An 18,110-nucleotide genomic window follows, 5' to 3' on the forward strand; every position below is an offset into this window, starting at 1 on the left:
CCGTGAGAAAGAAACTGGTAGGAGATTCATTTTTGAACTCCGTCTTAGGTTGGATTTCCTTCAAAAGCATCGCTTTTTTGGCTGATTTATATTAAAATAGTAATGACCATAATAGAACGAGATGAATATGAACAAAGAGATAGGCGTCGGAAGGGCGCATAGTAAAATTATCTTAATTGGAGAGCATGCGGTGGTCTATGGTTATCCGGCTATTGCCTTGCCACTCCATCATATCGAAGTGACCTGCCAGATCATCCCGGCAGACAGTCCATGGATTTTGTTTGAAGATGACACCTTGTCCATGGCGGTTTTTGCGTCTCTTGAGCACCTCGGGATTCGCGAGGCCCGAATTCGCTGCCGGATTCAGTCCATGGTACCGGAAAAACGGGGGATGGGATCGTCTGCGGCGGTGAGTATCGCAGCCATTCGTGCCGTTTTTGACTATTATCAAGAGGAGCTGGATGATGAGACCTTAGAAATCCTGGTCAATCGAGCAGAAACCATTGCCCATATGAATCCAAGTGGGCTCGATGCCAAGACTTGTTTGAGTGATCAAGCCATTAAATTCATCCGAAATGTCGGCTTTTACCCGCTGGAGCTGGGTATAAAAGCGAGCTTGGTGATTGCAGATACAGGGATTCACGGCAATACCCGTGAGGCGATTCAAAAGGTTGAAGCCAGGGGGCAGGAAGTTTTGTCCCATTTCCATGAGATTGGTCAGTTGACCCAGCAGGTGGAAGAGGCTCTGAAAATGAATGATCTAACGAACCTAGGACAGGCTCTGACTACTTGCCATAAGCACTTGAGAGCCGTCGGTGTCAGCTGTGTTGAAGCAGACCACCTGGTCGCCGTTGCCCTTGAAAATGGGGCCTTAGGTGCTAAAATGAGCGGAGGCGGTCTTGGAGGTTGTGTGATTGCCCTCGTCAAGGATTCTCGTGAAGCAGCAACCATTGCCCATGCATTAGAAAAAGAAGGAGCGCACCATACATGGATCGAAAACCTGTAAAGGCTAAGTCCTATGCTAATATTGCGATTATCAAATACTGGGGAAAAGAAGATGCCAAACAGATGGTCCCTTCGACCAGTTCGATTTCGTTGACCTTAGAGAATATGTATACAGAGACAAGGCTATCACCCTTGCCAGCAGATGCGACTGCGCATGAGTTTTACATCGATGGGGAATTCCAAAATCCAGCTGAGCAAGCCAAAATTGGAGCTGTGATTGATGGCTTGAAGCCATCAGATGAAGCAGGATTTGTTCGGGTGGATACCAGCAACAACATGCCAACCGCAGCAGGCTTGTCCTCTAGCTCGAGCGGCCTCTCTGCTCTCGTCAAGGCTTGCAATCAGTATTATGATTTGGGCTTGAGTCAGGAGGAATTAGCTCAAAAAGCCAAGTTTGCTTCGGGCTCTTCTTCGCGGTCTTTCTTTGGTCCCTTAGCAGCCTGGGACAAAGAAAGTGGCGATATATACAAGGTTAAGACAGACCTGAAATTAGCCATGATCATGCTGGTCCTCAATGACAAGCAAAAGCCCGTTTCCAGCCGGGAAGGGATGAAACGCTGCATGGAGACTTCGACTAATTTCAAAGAATGGATCGAAGAGTCTCGACAAGATTACAAGGACATGCTGGACTATCTAGCTGGCAATGATTTTAAACAGGTCGGTCAGCTGACAGAGCGCAATGCCCTTGCTATGCATGCGACGACTAGAACAGCCACTCCAGCCTTTAGCTACTTGACAGAAGAAAGCCACAAAGCTATGGACTTTGTCCGTGAGCTTCGCGCAGCAGGCCATGTTTGTTACTTTACCATGGATGCAGGGCCAAACGTTAAGGTTCTCTGTTTAGAAGAAGACTTGGATCAGCTGGTGCCCTTATTTGACGCCCGCTATCGGACCATCGTATCTAAGACAAAGGATCCTCAAGATGAAGACTAAGTATCAGGTACAGACTGGAGGCAAGCTCTATCTAGCTGGAGAATACGCAGTGCTAACGCCTGGCTATGGAGCCGTGATTCAGTTTATTCCTATTTATCTGTCAGCTAACATCCAAGAAGCAACAGCCTACCAGCTAGCCTCAGATCTCTTTGGTTACCAGGTGGATTTGACTCCAAATAAGGACTACGCCTTGATTCAAGAGACCATTCAGCTCATGGAAGAGTGGCTGAAAGATCAGGGAATAACCCCTAAACCTTTTGATCTTCACCTTAGAGGAACACTGGGCGAAGAGGGTAAAAAGTATGGGATTGGTTCCAGCGGAAGTGTGGTCTTGCTCGTGATCAAGGCCATGGCTGCTCTGTATGAACTAGACCTAAATCCGGACCTGCTCTTTCGACTAGCAGCAGTGGTCTTGGTGCAAAGAGGGGACAATGGTTCCATGGGCGATTTGGCTTGTATCGCTTACGAGGATTTGATTTATTACCAATCCTTTGATCGGGCTTGGTTGCATGAAGTCTTGACTTCTCAGCCCCTGTCACAAGTTTTAGACCTGGATTGGGACTACCAGATCTGCTCGATCCAGCCGGCCATCTCTTATGATTTTCTGGTTGGTTGGACCAAGGAACCAGCGATTTCAAGTGATTTGATCCGCCAGGTTAAGGGAGCGATCAAGGAAGACTTTCGCAAGGAAAGCCAGAGCGCAGTGAAGAATCTTGAAAAAGGTCTCCGTGAAGGGAACCAAAAAGAAATTGAGGCCAGTATCAAACGTGCGGATAAGAACCTAAAGTCTTTGAACCCTTTGATCTATACCCCAGCTCTAAAAGAGCTGCAAGAAGCGACAGAGGACCTTTCTGCCTGTGCCAAATCCAGTGGTGCTGGAGGAGGCGACTGTGGAATCGCCCTTAGTTTTGACCCAGTTGAGACTCAGACCTTGATAGAGCGCTGGAAGGAAAAGAATATTGAAGTCATTTACCAAGAAAGGATGGGAGATTCGTGAGCGAAAATCGAAAAGACCAGCATATTCGCTATGCCTTGGAGCAAAGCTCCTCCTATAATAGCTTTGATGAGATTGAGCTGATTCACCGATCCCTCCCCCTTGTGGATCTAGCGGAGATTGATTTGACAACCCATTTCGCAGGGCGTGATTGGGAGGTCCCTTTTTATATCAATGCCATGACAGGCGGGAGTAAACGAGCCAAAGAGATCAATCAAAAGTTGGCAGCAGTAGCCGAAGCTTGTGGGATTCTCTTTGTGACTGGCTCTTACAGCGCAGGGCTGAAGGATCCGAGCGATCAATCGTACTCTGTAAAAAAAGATCATCCTCATCTTCTTTTAGCAACCAACATTGGCATCGATAAAGAGCCAGATCTGGGCTTGCGAACAGTGGAAGAGCTACACCCCCTCTTTCTTCAAGTCCATGTGAATTTGATGCAAGAGTTGCTCATGCCTGAAGGGGAGCGGATTTTCCACACTTGGAAAGACAATCTCAAGAGCTATGGTCAGGGCTTTCCTGTGCCTGTAGTCCTGAAAGAAGTCGGCTTTGGTATGGATCCCCAAACAGTTCAGGCAGCGCTAGATGCTGGGATCAAAACCGTCGATATTTCTGGTCGTGGTGGCACTAGCTTTGCCTATATTGAGAATCGTCGTGGTGGCAATCGCGCTTATCTGGATGATTGGGGACAATCAACTGCGCAATGTCTCTTACAGTTACAGGATCAGATGGATCAGGTTGAGATCCTCGCAAGTGGTGGCATCCGTCATCCTCTTGATATGGTCAAGGCCTTGGTCCTCGGAGCGCGTGGCGTAGGACTATCCCGCGTTTTTCTTGAGATGGTAGAGACTAAGAGCATTGAAGAAGTGATCGTCCTTGTCCAAGGCTGGAAAGAAGACCTCAGATTGCTTCTATGTGCGCTCGGTTGTCAGAACCTGAAAGAGCTCCGTGAAGTCGACTATCTCCTCTATGGAAAGTTGTGGCAAGCTCAGCAACAGAAAAAATGAAGAAAAATCATTTTAGAAACTTTCCTTAGGTGAGTACGGACGTCAGCGAACTTCTACGAAGTTCCATGACTTAGTTTTGAACCTAAGGTTTCAAAACTCCCGAGTGCCTGAAACAAAAACATTTCAGGCACTTTTCTCACGGCGGAAAGTTTTCGTATATTATGATTCATTTTGAAAATTAGAACTCTTTTATAGTTCTTTGAAGAATCACTTAACTTATTTTACTTAAAAATTAGTTCCTATTCGTTTAGGATTGGCAAAATAAGCCAATTTTTTCTTTTTTTTGAAAAAGTGTTCTCCTCAAAAATTCTGATAGTTTACGAATCGTTTACGGTTGCTGGAATCGCTTGCAAAATAGGCTTGTAAAAGAGTATACTAAATAAGGAAAAACATTTTTAAAAAGGAGTTTAGGATGAAGAAGCACTATTTTCGATCAGCTGTAGCAGCCTTGCTTCCGCTTTTGTTGATTGCTCAACCTGTTGAGGCTTGTACAGGGTTCATCATCGGGAAGAAACTGACGGCCGACGGTTCGACCTTGGTAGGTCGTACCGAAGATTTAGAGCCCAACCATAATAAAAATTTTGTGGTCAGAGAGCGTGTCTACAATAAAAAAGGAGCCATCTTTGAAGATGCTGCCAACGGTTTTCAATACCCTTTGCCAGAGATTAGCTATAAGTATACAGCGGTCCCGGACGTCACCCCTGAACAAGGAATTTTTGACGAAGCAGGATTCAATGAATATGGGGTTTCCATTTCTGCCACTGTATCTGCTTCAGCAAATGACAAGATCCAAAAGGTGGATCCCTATGTCAAGGATGGCCTCGCAGAATCGGGCTTGACCAGTATTGTTCTCCCTAGTGTGAAAACCGCAAGAGAAGGGGTTGAACTCATTGCTAAAATCGTCGAAGAAAAAGGCGCTGCAGAAGGAAATATTGTGACCATTGCCGATAAAGAAGGCGTCTGGTATATGGAAATCCTATCTGGTCACCAATATGCAGCGATTCTCTTCCCAGAGGATCGGTTTGCGGTCTTTCCAAATACTTTCTTCTTAGGGCATGTAGATCTGTCAGATACCGAACGCACGATCGCCTCAAAAGATCTTGAAAAAGTCGCCAAAGAAGCCAATAGCTATAAGGAAGTGGACGGAAAATTCCACGTTTCTCAATCCTATAATCCGCCTTTGCAAGAAGCAGATCGCTCTCGGGTTTGGTCGGGAATCAAATCGCTAGACCCAAGCTCTCCTGTTAAATATGACGATGCGTCCTTTGACCTTCTTCATACAACCGATCGAAAATTAACCCTCCGCGATGCCATGAATCTCCAACGCAATCGTTTGGAAGGAACCAAATATAAACCACAGGATCAAATGGAGCTGGATGGAAAAGGTATTCCGAAAAAAGGGGAGTTTGATGCGGTTTATAAATACCCTATTTCCAATCCAAATGTCATGGAGGCCCATATTTTCCAACTGAAAGACGATGTCCCAGCGAGTGCGGGTGGGGGCACCATGTGGCTGTCGATGGGTAGTCCACGAAATGCTCCATATCTACCCTACTATGGCAATATTCTCAACACCTATCAAGCCTACCAAGAATTAGGGGATCATTACAATGATCGCTCTTGGTATTGGACCATTTCAAGAATCAATGACCTTGTGGCCAAGTATCCAGATTTATTCGAAGATGGGGCGATTCGTACTGAAATGGAACGATTGGAGTCTCAGTGGATGGTCGAACAAGATCTGAGTGATAAGGAGCAAATTGCCCTTGCTTCTCAGCCTGAAGAAGCGAGTGAGAAGGCAACAGAGGAAAGCTTGGCAAGAGCTGAGAAAACCTTCGAACGCTTGCAAGAAATCAGAAAAGAAGCAGAACAAAAGGTAGCAGATGAACACGGAAAAAGTGCTCTGCAGAATTTAGATGACGAAGAAGATGCTGCTTATGAAGAAAAGATTGATCTCGTTGAATTTGACTATGATTACATTCTAGCAGCAGGCTTATTCGGGGCAACCCTTCTAGCGATTGTGATCTACCTGATTCGCTCAAAGAAACAAAAGGGAGGAAAACAAGATGACTAAAATTCAAAGAGCCTCGATCTATCTTTTTCTACTGTTGGCAGGAATTGGCTTGGAGTTTGAACTCGGTCATCTTTCTCAACAAGAATTTAGCCAGTCTGCAGGCAGAGATTTGGTCTTAAACTTGTCTGTCTTAGCTGCAATTATTATCCCGCTCTATCTCTTTTCAAAACGATTGGGCAAGCAGTTGTCTGTCCCAACTTATGTCTTATGGATTGCCATGTTTGGAGGAGCCTTCGTAGCAGGCTGGTTGAGCTTTTCAGGCAATAGCTTGATTGATATTATGAATAGCCATGTGATCAAGGATGCCACTGTCTTTAACAAGTGGACCGATGCCTTGACGGCCCCATTTTCAGAGGAATTCTTTAAGGCTCTGGTTGCCTTTTGGGTTGTCTTGATGGTTGGCAAGAAAGATCTAAAAGCGATTCTAATTGCAGGCTTGGGCTCTGGCTTTGGTTTTCAAATCATTGAGGATTTAGGGTATGTTGCTCGCCAAACCAAAACCAGCCAATTAGCCGCGGTTACTGAGGCCATTAACCGGATCTCTGGTGGATTAGCTTCACATGCCCTCTATACTGCTGTTGTATCCGTTGGTATCTTCCTCTTGTTGTCTCAAGTAACCCAGCAAAAGGAAAAACTCTTTGGGCTTTGGTGTGTTCTCTCGACAGTAGCCAATCACTTCTTATGGAACTCTCCGTTTTATGAAACAGACCATCGGATTAATCTTCTCGTCGGACTACTCTTTGCCGTCCAAGTAGGGACCTTTATCGAAGTGGTGCTCTATACTAAGAAACATCCCGAGCTGCCATTTTTAAAACAATAAGAAAAATTTTTCAAACACAAAAGAGAGTGGGACAGAAATCGGTAATTCGTTAGAACTCGATTTCGTCGTCCCACCTCCGCACAGTTGAGTAGGGCTGTAAAAGCTGATGAAATTAGCGTAGTAGAGCCCACTCAACCACTGCGTCTTGCTCGACAATCCAAAAATAATTGAGAGGCTAGGACTTTTGTCCCAGCCTCTTTTAGAATGTAAACAAACTGTTTTTTACATAAAACAAGCTAAGTGATGCAGAATAATTAAAAATGATACATACCAATAGGCTCATTCAAACATACACTGAAACTTTCCGCAGTGAGAAAAGTGCTAGAAATAGGATTGTTTCTAGCACTCGGGAGTTTTGAAACTTTAGGTTCAAAACTAAGTCATGGAACTTCTTCGAAGTTCGCTGACGTCAGTACTCACCTAAGGAAAGTTTCAAAAATGACTTTGTCTTCAATCTGAAAACGAAAACCTTGTCTTAGTTCTTTTATTTTCTCAATTCTTGTAAGAGTGTTTGTGCTTTTTCTAAATTAAAGGGTTTGTTTTCAAGGAGTTGGCTGACCAATCGGGGAACTTCCTCTTCCTTAGCCCCTGCTAGAAGGGCTAGGGAGCGTGCTTGGAGTTTCATATGCCCTGCTTGAATCCCTGTGGTGACAAGGGCTTTGAGTGCTGCGAAATTCTGCGCCAAACCGAGCGAAGCGATGATACCTGCTAATTCAATAGCAGAAGGCTCTCCTAGCAAACGGTGGCTGACTTGAACCATTGGGTTGAGGCCAATCGAGCCTCCTTTTGTCGCAACCGGCATTGGTAGGGTGATCTCTCCATAGAGTTTTTTCTCTTCCGGCTGACTTGTCCAGTGACTCAAGCCCTTGTATGAACCACTTTGTGCAGCATAGGCATGGGCTCCTGCTTCGATGGCCCGCCAGTCATTACCTGTCGCAAGGACCAGGGCATCAATCCCGTTAAAAATTCCCTTGTTATGAGTAGCTGCACGGTAAGGATCCACTTGAGCCAGTTGGCTAGCTAGCTCCATCCGGTGGGCAATCTCAATGGCTTCCTCAGGATTTCGACTCAGTGCTTTAAAATCGATGGCACACCGTGCACTCACTAAAGAGCGAGTAGCCAAGTTGGATAAAATTGCCATCAAGGCCTGACCACCAGAGAGTTCCTGGATACGATCGGTCAGAGCTTCTAACATGGTATTGAGCATATTGGCCCCCATGGCTTCTTTGGGATCGACAGCCAAGTAGACAATAAGAAAGTCCCCCTTGTTTTCGACCCAAAGATCCCTTGCTCCACCTCCACGCTTGACGATCGAAGGATAGGCTTCATTAGCGAGCTGAAGAAGGGTTTTCTTGTCTTCTAGGATACGCTTGCTAGCAACTTCCATGTCTTCAACATCCGTCAGAGCGATCTCACCGATCATTTGCCGCTGGTGCACCTGGGTGGTGAAACCGCCTGAACGTTGAATGAGCTTGGCTGCAAAGCTGGCAGCCGCAACCACGGAAGGCTCTTCTGTGACCATGGGAAGGACATAGTCACGACCATTGATCAGGAAATAAGGAGCGAGGCTAAAAGGCAAGTCAAAAGTCGACAAGACATTTTCTGTCAATTGATCTGCAATAGAAAGGGGAAGTCCCTTTTGTTCTTTTAAGATCTGTGCTTCATCCCAAGTTAAGAGGCCTTCCTTCAGTAAGGCCTCTATGCGTTCTGTGGGAGAAAGTTTTGCAAAACCTGGTAATCGTGCCATTATTTTTCTACTTTCTGGTAAGTGCGTTGGTGTTCCTTGATCTCTGTCAAAGCAAAAGTTTGATGCGTAGCAGGCTCAAACACTTGATTGCCACTAGGATCTAGATCTACTTCCTCATAAAAGAGTCGTTCGTAGTCAGCAACACTAAGAACCGTACGTTGGTCCAGTTTTTCCATGCGTTTGTGATCTAAGAGTTGCTCAAAACCAGGAACAAGGTTAGCACTAAAGATCTCAGAAACCGCTCCACTTCCATAGCTAAAGAGGGCGATTCGGTCCCCAGCTTTGAGTTGGGGGTCATTTTCCAGTAGTGATAGCAAGCCTAGGAAAAGAGATCCAGTGTAGATATTTCCCACGCGTTGGCTGTATAGAATCGATTGATCAAAGTTGTATTGTAATTGATCTTTTTTCTCTTCTGATAATGACTTATCCAAGATTTTTTTCAAGCCCTTGAGAGCTAATTTTGGATAAGGTAAATGGAAGCAGACGGACGCAAAGTCTGTCAAGGTAAGGCCAGTCCGTTTCTGGTATTCCGCCCAGGTTGTTTTCAGAGAATCTAGATATTGTTGCGTTGAATAAATCCCATTCACGAAGGGAGTTGTCGCATAATTTGGACGCCAAAAATCCATGACATCGCGTGTTTGGGCAACATTATCATCGTTAAAAGATAGAATACGAGGATTTTGGCTGATCAGCATAGCAACCGCTCCAGCCCCCTGTGTTGGTTCTCCAGGAGTTCCAATTCCGTATTTAGCAATGTCACTCGCAATGACCAAAACCTTACTCTGTGGAAATTTTTCAACATGGAGTTTAGCATAATCCAAGGCAGCAGTCGCAGCATAGCAGGCTTCTTTCATCTCAAAAGAGCGGGCGAAAGGCTGGATATCTAGTAAGCCATGGACAAACACAGCAGCAGCCTTACTCTGGTCAATTCCAGATTCTGTCGCAAGAATCACCATGTCGATCGCTTCTTTATCTTCGTCTGTTAAAATATCATCTGCTGCAGTAGCAGCCAATGTGACGATGTCTTCTGTGATCGGTGCAACACTTTGTTCTTTTAAGAGAAGACCCTTGCTCAGTTTTTCGGGATCAGTATCACGAGCAGCAGCCAAATCTTCTAAACGCAAGACATAAGGACTCGTCGCAAAACCAATCTTATCAATCCCAATTGTCATTCTTAACCTCTTTTTTATTTGATATCTACTAGTATATTTCGTTACTATTTTACCATATTTAAGGGTAAAACTCCCTTGAAAAAGCTAGATCAGCAAGGAAATCATTCTCGGGACCGATTTTGCAATGTTTCAAAGAAAAATAGAGAATCTATAAGAAAAAGCCATCCTCAGATGACTTTTCAAATCTTATCCTTGCTTATCTTTTTTAGGATTGCTCATGATTCGTATGAAGAGTTCTTTGCATTTGTCTCTTAGAACATTTTCGTAGAAGACGATTAAAGCGATGTACACAATCAGAAAGTTCAAGGTCAGATAGAACAAGTCAAATGAATTACGGGCATAGATAGTTGCTGATTGATAGGAGGGGAGGGCTCCTAGGATCATCCAAGGAAGATACTTGATATACTTGTTTAGCATCATACATCACCTCGCATACTTTAAAGGATTTGTTTTTTCACTTTTATTGTATTCTTTTATGTGGAAAATGCAAGCAAGGACACTTATAAAATTTGAAAAACCAATGCTAGTTGGCATTGGTCATTTTTCTTTTTTGATGGCGTTGGTAAGAATGGTAGAGTTTCAAGACAACAGATCCGCTAGCCATCCCGATGGAGATCACCAAGGCAAGAATAACCACCAGGGTCACGCTGGTTACTGCTTGGCGATATTGCCCACTGACAAAGAAGGAAGTGGTTCGATAGGAAATATATCCTGGAACCAAGGGGGCGAGAATGGACAACATAAAGACCACGACAGGCGTCTTGAGAATGATACTTAAAATCTGACTGATACAGGAGCCGACAATGGCTGCGATAAAGGTCGCAACGATGACATTGGTAGGCCCTTTCAGGATATAGTAAAGTAGCCAGATGCCCATGCCTAGGATTCCTCCAGGAATCAACATGGAGCGCTGCACATTTAGGACAATTAAAAAGGTGATGATGGCAATCAAACTGGCCACCGCTTGGATTAAAAATTCAGTTAGGTTCATGATTTTATTTCATAAGGACGAGGGCGACCGTTGTACCGGCACCAAGTGCAAGAGTAATGAGGAGAGTTTCAAAGAGTTTGCTCATCCCAGAGTTGAGGTGGTAATTCATCAGATCGCGGACGGCATTGGTCATGGCGATTCCAGGAACGAAGGGCATGACACAGCCTGCGATAATGAGATCGGTATTGGAAGGAAAACCACTATAGCGCGTCCAGATATGGGCCAAAAAACCAAAGACAAAGGCGGCCGCAAAGGCAGTGACAAAAGGAATGCGAACGTATTTCTCAACGACAAGAGAAAAAGCAAAGGCAAAGACAGTCGCAATACCTGCTCCAATCGCATCATAGAAATTTCCTCCAAACATGATGGAGAAGAAAGGCGCACTGAGGGTTGCCGCAATGGTCAACTGGAGATTGGTATAAGGAGCGCGCTTCATTTTCAACTCGCTCAGGGCTTTGTAGGCTTGCTCGAGATCTATCTCTCCAGAGACGAGTTGACGGGAGATCTGATTGACGTCACAGACCTTTTCGATATTGTAATTGGTCCGCAAGATCCGTTTCATGCGCGTGACATTGGCATTCTCGATTGAAAAGAAAATAGCGACTGGCATCGCTAAAACATTGCAATCGACGATTCCTTGTGAATGGGCGATCCGGATCATGGTATCTTCGACCCGGTGAATCTCAGAACCGCTCTCGATCAGGAGGGTTCCAGCTAACATCAGGACGTCGATCACTTGGTTGATCTGTTTTGACTCTTCCATAATTTCCTTCTTACTAAATAATCTGTTTCTATTATAGCAAAAAAGGACGAGAGACAGAACTAAAATCTGACAATTCTAGTTTGTTTCTTATCCTTTCTGAATTCGTTTAGAATAGCTATTGTTTAGGCTTATCATTCGTTAACTCGGGTGGTGATGTTGCACGGTGCTATCCTGGACGAGAAGGGTTGCTAAAAAGATCAGTGTAATCAGGATAAAGAGCCAAATAATAGCGAAAATAAATGTTAAAAACATAGGATCACCCCTTCTATATTATTTACAGCTCTACTATAACACTTGGAGAAAGCGCTGTCAAACCCTGTGTAGTAAGCTCTTAAACTCTTTCAAAATTCAGAATACTCTTGCGATGGGAATGAAAAAACCAGCCGTTTCCGACTGGTTTTTAAGACCTATTTGAATCTTAGTTCAAGGCATCATCCATTGAAAGAACTTCGTGGAAGACACGTTGTGTCAATTCAGTTTTTTGTTCTGGAGTGAGGTATTTAGTGTTTACACAGTATCCAGAGATACGAACGATAACGTCTTCACCGCTCATGATCTTTTCGTAAACATCGTTCAAGTCCATAACGTTCAAGTTACAGTGTTGTCCACCGTTTTCGAAGTATCCATCAAGGATAGTTACCAAGTTATCAACTTGTTCGTCACGAGTTTTACCAAGAGCACGTGGTGATACTTGAGTAGTGAGTGAGATACCATCAGCTGCGTAACCAAAGTCAAGGCTAGCAAGTGAGTTCAAGTTTTGCAACCATCCACCTTTAGCTTTGTTAGATGGGTTAGCACCTGGTGAGAAGAATTCCAATTTAGACAAGTTCACAGAACCATCTTCGTTGAGGTATACCCCTTTGTGGACTGGTGAGTTACCAGTTTGTTTAGAGTAAGCAACGTTAGAAGTGATGGTAAGAAGTGAAACAGTTGCTTCAGCGTTCTTGTAAAGTTTGTGGCTGCGAAGACGAGTAGTGTAAGCTTCGATCAACCATTCTGCCAATTCGTTAGAACGTGGGTCATCTTCACCCCAACGTGGGTATTCACCGATTGTTTCGTAATCGTAGATGTAGCCATCTTCGTCACGGATTGGTTTAACAGTAGCGTATTTGATTGCTGACAAAGTATCAACAGTGTTAGCGAATCCACAGATACCGAATCCCATGTTAGCGCGTTGGTGAGTTGGCAAGAAGGCCATTTGAACAGCTTCGTAGTTGTACTTATCAGTCATGTAGTGGATGATGTTCAAAGCATCTACGTAAGTGTCTGTCAACCAGTCAAGAGATTTTTCGAAGTTTGCTTTAACAGATTCGAATTCAAGAACTTCGTCACGGATTGGATCGATGTCAAATACTTTATAGTCTTTATGAACATCGTCGTAACCACCGTTCAAACCAGTAAGAAGAGCTTTAAGAACGTTAACACGAGCACCGAAGTATTGGATGTTGTGGCGTTGTTCTTCGTTTTCTGGGTCAAGTGGAGATACACAACATGAGATACAGCTCATTTCACCGTATCCGTCTTTCGCCATTGTTGTTACACCTTCGTATTGGATAGAAGAGTGTTTATGGCTCATGTGCATACAGTAGCGACGGAAGTTGTATGGCAATTTGTCAGTCCAAAGAACTGTCAAGTTTGGTTCTGGAGAGTTACCGATGTTGTCCAAAGTGTTCAAGAAACGGTAGTCCATCTTAGTAACACGGTGACGACCGTCGTTACCCATACCAGCCATTGATGTTGTGATGAAGGTTGGGTCACCTGAGTACAATTCGTCGTAAGCTTTTGTACGAGCAAATTTAACAGTACGCAATTTCATAACGAAATCGTCAACGAATTCTTGGATTTCTGATTCAGTAAATGTACCACGAGCCAAGTCACGTTCAGCGTAGATATCCAAAACGATTGGCACACGTCCAAGAGAAGTAGCAGCACCGTTGATCACACGGCAGACAGCCATGAAGGCGATGTTTGTCCATTGGATTGCTTCTTTTGTATTGAAGGCAGGACGACGTACGTCTACACCATAAAGGTCACCCAATTTAACAACTTCTTGAAGTGCTTGGTATTGAAGGTTTACTTCTTCACGAAGACGGATTGATTCTTCATCGATTTCAGTAATAGAGTTCCAGTCGTTTGCTTTTTCAGCCATCAAGTAGTCAGCACCGTAAAGAGCCAAACGTGCATAAACCCCGATGATACGTCCACGAGAGTATGCATCTGGAAGACCAGTTACAGTGTGAGCGTGACGTGCACGACGGATGTTTGTAGTATAAGCACGGAAGATACCATCGTTTACAGTTGTAACGTATTTTGTGAAGATTTCATGAACTGCTGGATCTGGTTCGTATCCATTTTCTTTCAAAGTAGTTTCCGCCATACGGATACCACCACGAGGCATGAAGTTCAATTTGAACAATTCATCATTTTGGATACCGAAGATCAATTCGTTTTCTTTGTCGATATATCCAGCTGCGATATCAGCGATAGATGTTGGACGGTTATCGTATGGGAAACGAGTTTCTTCGTAATGAGCTTTTGTTTCTTCAACAATCTTCTTGATGTGAAGAGAACGTTCAGTTGGACCAGCTAGGAAGCTTTCATCGCCATCATAAGGTGTGTAGTTAGCTTGAACGAAGCGAGAAACGCTTGCTTTTTCTTTCCAATCTTCACCTTTGAAGCCTTCCCAGGCTTTGTCAAAAATATCTTGTGCTTCAACGACTGTTTTAACAACCATTTTTATTTTCCTCTATTGTCTTTCTAGCAACTACATCTGTTGCACTTACAATAGTAGTATACCATACAGAAACCGGTTACACAAAGACAAATTGCGAAAAATAGCAGATTCTTTTATAATACAGTTTCAATTCTTCTGCGATACTGTACTACATTTTTGAAAATGAACATGAATTTCCATCAATTTTCATGTTTTTAGGAAGGGCCGATTTTTGCAATTCTAAAATTTTCTTCTTATAATAGAAAAAAGGAGGGTGAAAAATGCTGATATTTCCATTGGTGAATGATACGAGTCGCAAGATTATTCATATTGATATGGATGCATTTTTTGCTGCGGTCGAAGAAAGAGATAACCCTAGTTTAAAGGGGAAGCCTGTCGTAATTGGCCAGGACCCTCGTCAATCAGGAGGGAGAGGTGTGGTCTCGACCTGTAACTATGAAGCACGGAAATATGGGATTCATTCGGCCATGAGTTCCAAGGAAGCGCTGGACCTTTGTCCCCAAGCGATTTTTATCTCTGGAAATTATGAAAAATACCGAGAAGTGGGCGAGCAGGTTCGTGAGATTTTCAAGCGCTATACAGATCTGATCGAGCCTATGAGTATTGACGAAGCCTATCTAGATGTGACGGAAAATAAAATCCAGAGCAAATCAGCTGTCAAGATTGCCCGCTTGATTCAGCATGCGATCTGGGAAGAGCTGCATCTCACAGCTTCAGCGGGTGTCTCTTATAATAAGTTTTTGGCCAAGATGGCAAGTGACTACCAAAAGCCCCGTGGCCTAACTGTGGTCTTGCCGGAGGATGCCGAGGATTTCCTGAGCCAGATGGACATTGCCAAATTTCACGGGGTAGGAAAGAAGACAGTGGAGCGGCTGCATGAGATGGGGGTCTATACTGGCGCGGATCTTTTAGCCATCCCGGAGATGACTTTGATTGATCGATTTGGACGCTTTGGCTATGATCTCTTTCGTAAGGCGCGAGGCATTCACAATAGCCCTGTCAAGAACCATCGCATCCGCAAGTCGATCGGAAAAGAGCGGACCTACCGCAAGCTACTCTATGCTGAAGATGATATTTTAGAAGAAATTGCCAATCTGTCCAGTAAGGTGGCCCAATCGCTGGAAAAACACGGCAAGCAAGGGAAAACCTTGGTCTTAAAAGTGCGCTATGGAGACTTCACCACCCTGACCAAGCGGATGACATTGACGGAGCCAACACGAGAGGCTGAGCGGATCAATCGTTCCGCCCGACATATTTTTCAAGAAATCGAATCGATAAATACAGGAATCCGTCTCTTGGGTGTCACCATGACCAATTTCATCGATCATACTGAGCTGCCTTTGGTGGAAGAAAAAGAAAACGACTAGTTTGTTCACTAGTCGTATTTTTTGATGTCAAAAAAGGCTGCAATCTCTTCTTCAGTCAGTCCGATCATAGGAGAAATGGTGTGGAGATTGTCTTCTGTCAGTCGATAGACAGTCGGTTCATCAGGCTCATCCTTCCTTTTAACAGTTTCTTCCTTGCTTCGTGCGGATTCGACTGTAGCAGAAGCGGTGGCAACGGCTGAAGATGAGACATTGGTGGCTTCGCCTCCGTCCAGGTCCTTGAAGCGCTCCACCAAGTAGGTCTTGCGCGCAGTACCGGTATTTTTAGTAGCGTAATTAAAGGCGCTGTATTCTCCTAAGAGAATCAGCTTGCTCTTAGAGCGCGTGATGGCGGTATAGATCAAATTACGCTGCAACATCCGGTGGCTTTGATTGGTAATGGGCAAAATCACTACCGGAAACTCACTTCCTTGCGATTTGTGAATACTCATCGCATAAGCTAAGCGAATCTTGTACCATTCATTGCGCGGATAGACGATTTCATTACCATCAAATTGGATGGTCAATTCATCTTGCTTGGATTCTGTATATTTTCCTGGGAGAAGATCGGTGATGTAGCCGATATCTCCGTTAAAGACATTGCTTTCTGCATCATTGACCAGATGGATGACCTTGTCTCCATCGCGGTATTGGCAGTCTGGCGTGTCAAAAACCACCTGATCTTTGACAGCTGGATTGAGAAGGTCTTGCATGAGCGTATTGATATTGTCAATGCCGGCCTGGCCCTTGTACATGGGTGCCAAGACTTGGATATCTCGTGCAGGGATATGACTGCGAAGGGCAGCAGAAGTGATTTGTTCGATCATCTTAGGGATGTGTTCGCTTCCAGCTTCGAAATAAGAGCGGTCGGCTTTTCGTTCTGTGAAATCTTGAGGAAGCTTGCCTTGGCGAATGTCTCCTGCTAGTGAGACAATGGTCGAGTCCTCACTCTGACGGAAAATATGTTCGAGTTTGGTCTGAGGGATGCTTGGGATCTGCAAGAGATCAGCCAAGACCTGACCAGGGCTGACAGATGGTAATTGGTCGGCATCTCCCACAATCAAGAGTTTCGTATCCGTTGCGATATTACTGAGTAATTGATTAGCCAGCCAGGTATCAACCATGGAAAATTCATCCACAATGATAAAGTCTGCGTCTAAATAGTCATCCAAGTGGCTGGTGTCATCATCTCCTGTCATCCCCAAATGGCGGTGGATGGTGGCACTCGGAAGTCCTGTCAGCTCATTCATGCGTCTAGCTGCCCGTCCCGTTGGGGCAGCCAAGAGGATCGGCAGGTCTTGTTTCTTCCGAAGATCCAGCTGGTGGAGTTGGGCATAGACACTGATCATCCCATTGATAACGGTAGTCTTTCCTGTCCCAGGACCCCCTGTGAGGATAAAGACCTTGTTTTGGATAGCTTGGTGAATCGCCTCTTTTTGAATCGCATCGTAGCGAATCCCCAAATCTTTTTCAACCGCCTCAATCTCCTGGTTGATTTTCTCAGGGTCAAATGAAGCTTGCTTTCCTTTTTCTAGGAGGCGACCGATATGACTGCGAATCCCTTCCTCCGCAAAGAAGAGGCTATTGTCAAAGATCTTGGTGTCCACGTTTTGGACCTTGTCTTCCTCGATGAGGCGTCCTAATTCTTGGGCGACAGTGGAAGGGTCCAATTCTACTGGCCGAGCGGATTCTAAAAGGTCAATGGTATAGCGCAGGAGGTCTTTGGCTTCGATGTAGGTATTTCCAGTCTCGATAGAGTAGCTAAAAAGGCTGTGGATCAGACCCGCGCGGAAACGCTCAGGGGCGTCACTTGCAATCCCCAATTCTTCGGCTAGTTGGTCCGCGATTTTAAAGCCCATGCCTTGGATATCTTCCACCAATCGGTAGGGCTGTTGCTCCACGATCTGGAGGGTTTCTTCTTTATAAAAATCTTGGATCTGAAAGGCCAATTTATTGGGAATGCCATAGTTGGCTAGTTGGGCGAGAATGCGCTCTGCTCCGTAATTCTGACGGAGTTTTTCTACAAAAGCCAGGCGGTTTTTCTTGGAGAGACCAGTGATATCTTCTAATTTTTCAGGGGCCTCCAGAATTTTGTCAATGGTATTGTCTCCATAGAGGTCCACGATTTTTTGAGCCGTTTTGAGCCCAATTCCTTTGAAGTGATCGCTGGAAAAATATTTCACCAAGCCCTTGCTAGAGGGTTTAGCACGTTCATAGCGATTGATTTTGAGCTGTTCTCCGTATTTAGGATGATGGACCAGCTCCCCCCAGAAAGTATAGTCTTCGCCTTCCATAATATCTGCCATAGTGCCCGTTACAATGATCTCAAAATCATCAAAGTCTTCGGCATCTGTATCGCTGATGTCGAGTAAGAGGATTCGAAAAAAACTGCTAGGATTTTCAAAAATAATACGCTCAATAGTACCAGAAAAATAATATTCCATCATTTCTTTCCTTTTTATAAAGCAAGGCTGGGACATACTTGTCTCAGCCTCAGTCTGTTGATCTA

General features: G+C 44.6%; 14 protein-coding genes. 7 read left to right on the forward strand and 7 right to left on the reverse strand.

Translation table 11 applies throughout. The features are described 5' to 3' along the window. Positions 1-127 precede the first annotated feature (127 nt). The 6 genes from mvk (at position 128) to SM121_RS03390 (ending at position 6,830) form a co-directional block, all read left to right on the forward strand. Positions 128-1,006, forward strand: coding sequence for a mevalonate kinase (mvk, locus tag SM121_RS03365; protein WP_320911149.1), 879 nt, complete (start codon positions 128-130; stop codon positions 1,004-1,006). Continuing rightward, positions 988-1,938, forward strand: a complete 951-nt coding sequence (gene mvaD / locus SM121_RS03370; protein ID WP_320911150.1) for a diphosphomevalonate decarboxylase — start codon at positions 988-990, stop codon at positions 1,936-1,938. Before mvk ends, mvaD begins: the two co-directional genes overlap by 19 nt. Then, positions 1,928-2,935, forward strand: coding sequence for a phosphomevalonate kinase (locus SM121_RS03375; RefSeq protein WP_320911151.1), 1,008 nt, complete (start codon positions 1,928-1,930; stop codon positions 2,933-2,935). Before mvaD ends, SM121_RS03375 begins: the two co-directional genes overlap by 11 nt. Next, positions 2,932-3,936, forward strand: coding sequence for a type 2 isopentenyl-diphosphate Delta-isomerase (gene fni, locus SM121_RS03380; RefSeq protein WP_320911152.1), 1,005 nt, complete (start codon positions 2,932-2,934; stop codon positions 3,934-3,936). Before SM121_RS03375 ends, fni begins: the two co-directional genes overlap by 4 nt. Before the next feature lie 412 nt (positions 3,937-4,348). Then, a complete protein-coding gene (locus SM121_RS03385) occupies positions 4,349-6,010 on the forward strand; it encodes a C69 family dipeptidase (RefSeq protein WP_320911153.1) in 1,662 nt (553 codons plus the stop codon). Next, positions 6,003-6,830, forward strand: a complete 828-nt coding sequence (locus tag SM121_RS03390) for a PrsW family glutamic-type intramembrane protease (protein ID WP_227038635.1) — start codon at positions 6,003-6,005, stop codon at positions 6,828-6,830. The genes SM121_RS03385 and SM121_RS03390 overlap by 8 nt, the downstream gene beginning before the upstream one ends. A gap of 484 nt (positions 6,831-7,314) precedes the next feature. Here the strand turns inward: SM121_RS03390 and SM121_RS03395 are convergent, their stop codons facing one another. The 6 genes from SM121_RS03395 to pflB all read right to left on the reverse strand — a co-directional run bounded on the left by SM121_RS03395 (position 7,315) and on the right by pflB (position 14,237). Beyond that, a complete protein-coding gene (locus SM121_RS03395) occupies positions 7,315-8,577 on the reverse strand; it encodes a hydroxymethylglutaryl-CoA reductase, degradative (RefSeq protein WP_049471908.1) in 1,263 nt (420 codons plus the stop codon). Continuing rightward, positions 8,577-9,749 carry a hydroxymethylglutaryl-CoA synthase gene (locus SM121_RS03400; RefSeq protein ID WP_320911154.1) on the reverse strand — a complete coding sequence of 391 codons (1,173 nt, stop codon included), beginning with the start codon at positions 9,747-9,749 and terminating at the stop codon, positions 8,577-8,579. The genes SM121_RS03395 and SM121_RS03400 overlap by 1 nt, the downstream gene beginning before the upstream one ends. A 186-nt stretch (positions 9,750-9,935) precedes the next feature. Then, positions 9,936-10,166 carry a hypothetical protein gene (locus SM121_RS03405; protein ID WP_118227821.1) on the reverse strand — a complete coding sequence of 77 codons (231 nt, stop codon included), beginning with the start codon at positions 10,164-10,166 and terminating at the stop codon, positions 9,936-9,938. 106 nt (positions 10,167-10,272) lie between these two features. Next, positions 10,273-10,740 carry a threonine/serine exporter family protein gene (locus tag SM121_RS03410; protein ID WP_003005049.1) on the reverse strand — a complete coding sequence of 156 codons (468 nt, stop codon included), beginning with the start codon at positions 10,738-10,740 and terminating at the stop codon, positions 10,273-10,275. 4 nt (positions 10,741-10,744) lie between these two features. Further along, positions 10,745-11,503, reverse strand: a complete 759-nt coding sequence (locus SM121_RS03415; protein WP_155128164.1) for a threonine/serine exporter family protein — start codon at positions 11,501-11,503, stop codon at positions 10,745-10,747. 418 nt (positions 11,504-11,921) lie between these two features. Further along, complete coding sequence (pflB, locus tag SM121_RS03420) at positions 11,922-14,237, reverse strand: formate C-acetyltransferase (RefSeq protein ID WP_155128162.1); 2,316 nt, start codon at positions 14,235-14,237, stop codon at positions 11,922-11,924. 260 nt (positions 14,238-14,497) lie between these two features. Here pflB and dinB point away from each other — a divergent pair, with 260 nt between their 5' ends. Next, positions 14,498-15,604, forward strand: a complete 1,107-nt coding sequence (dinB, locus tag SM121_RS03425; protein ID WP_320911155.1) for a DNA polymerase IV — start codon at positions 14,498-14,500, stop codon at positions 15,602-15,604. Positions 15,605-15,612: 8 nt separating this feature from the next. On the opposite strand, the gene recD2 is transcribed toward dinB, so the two are convergent. Continuing rightward, positions 15,613-18,045, reverse strand: coding sequence for an SF1B family DNA helicase RecD2 (gene recD2 / locus SM121_RS03430; protein ID WP_320911311.1), 2,433 nt, complete (start codon positions 18,043-18,045; stop codon positions 15,613-15,615). Positions 18,046-18,110 lie beyond the last annotated feature (65 nt).

This window comes from Streptococcus sp. S1, from assembly GCF_034137685.1.
Classification (GTDB): domain Bacteria; phylum Bacillota; class Bacilli; order Lactobacillales; family Streptococcaceae; genus Streptococcus; species Streptococcus dentalis.

Bases quoted from the DNA above. Each gene is read 5' to 3' on its own strand.
- mvk (WP_320911149.1), top strand. From the start codon at position 128: ATGAACAAAGAGATAGGCGTCGGAAGGGCGCATAGTAAAATTATCTTA.
- mvaD (WP_320911150.1), top strand. From the start codon at position 988: ATGGATCGAAAACCTGTAAAGGCTAAGTCCTATGCTAATATTGCGATT.
- SM121_RS03375 (WP_320911151.1), top strand. From the start codon at position 1,928: ATGAAGACTAAGTATCAGGTACAGACTGGAGGCAAGCTCTATCTAGCT.
- SM121_RS03385 (WP_320911153.1), top strand. From the start codon at position 4,349: ATGAAGAAGCACTATTTTCGATCAGCTGTAGCAGCCTTGCTTCCGCTT.
- SM121_RS03390 (WP_227038635.1), top strand. From the start codon at position 6,003: ATGACTAAAATTCAAAGAGCCTCGATCTATCTTTTTCTACTGTTGGCA.
- SM121_RS03395 (WP_049471908.1), bottom strand. From the start codon at position 8,577: ATGGCACGATTACCAGGTTTTGCAAAACTTTCTCCCACAGAACGCATA.
- SM121_RS03400 (WP_320911154.1), bottom strand. From the start codon at position 9,749: ATGACAATTGGGATTGATAAGATTGGTTTTGCGACGAGTCCTTATGTC.
- SM121_RS03405 (WP_118227821.1), bottom strand. From the start codon at position 10,166: ATGCTAAACAAGTATATCAAGTATCTTCCTTGGATGATCCTAGGAGCC.
- SM121_RS03410 (WP_003005049.1), bottom strand. From the start codon at position 10,740: ATGAACCTAACTGAATTTTTAATCCAAGCGGTGGCCAGTTTGATTGCC.
- SM121_RS03415 (WP_155128164.1), bottom strand. From the start codon at position 11,503: ATGGAAGAGTCAAAACAGATCAACCAAGTGATCGACGTCCTGATGTTA.
- pflB (WP_155128162.1), bottom strand. From the start codon at position 14,237: ATGGTTGTTAAAACAGTCGTTGAAGCACAAGATATTTTTGACAAAGCC.
- dinB (WP_320911155.1), top strand. From the start codon at position 14,498: ATGCTGATATTTCCATTGGTGAATGATACGAGTCGCAAGATTATTCAT.
- recD2 (WP_320911311.1), bottom strand. From the start codon at position 18,045: ATGGAATATTATTTTTCTGGTACTATTGAGCGTATTATTTTTGAAAAT.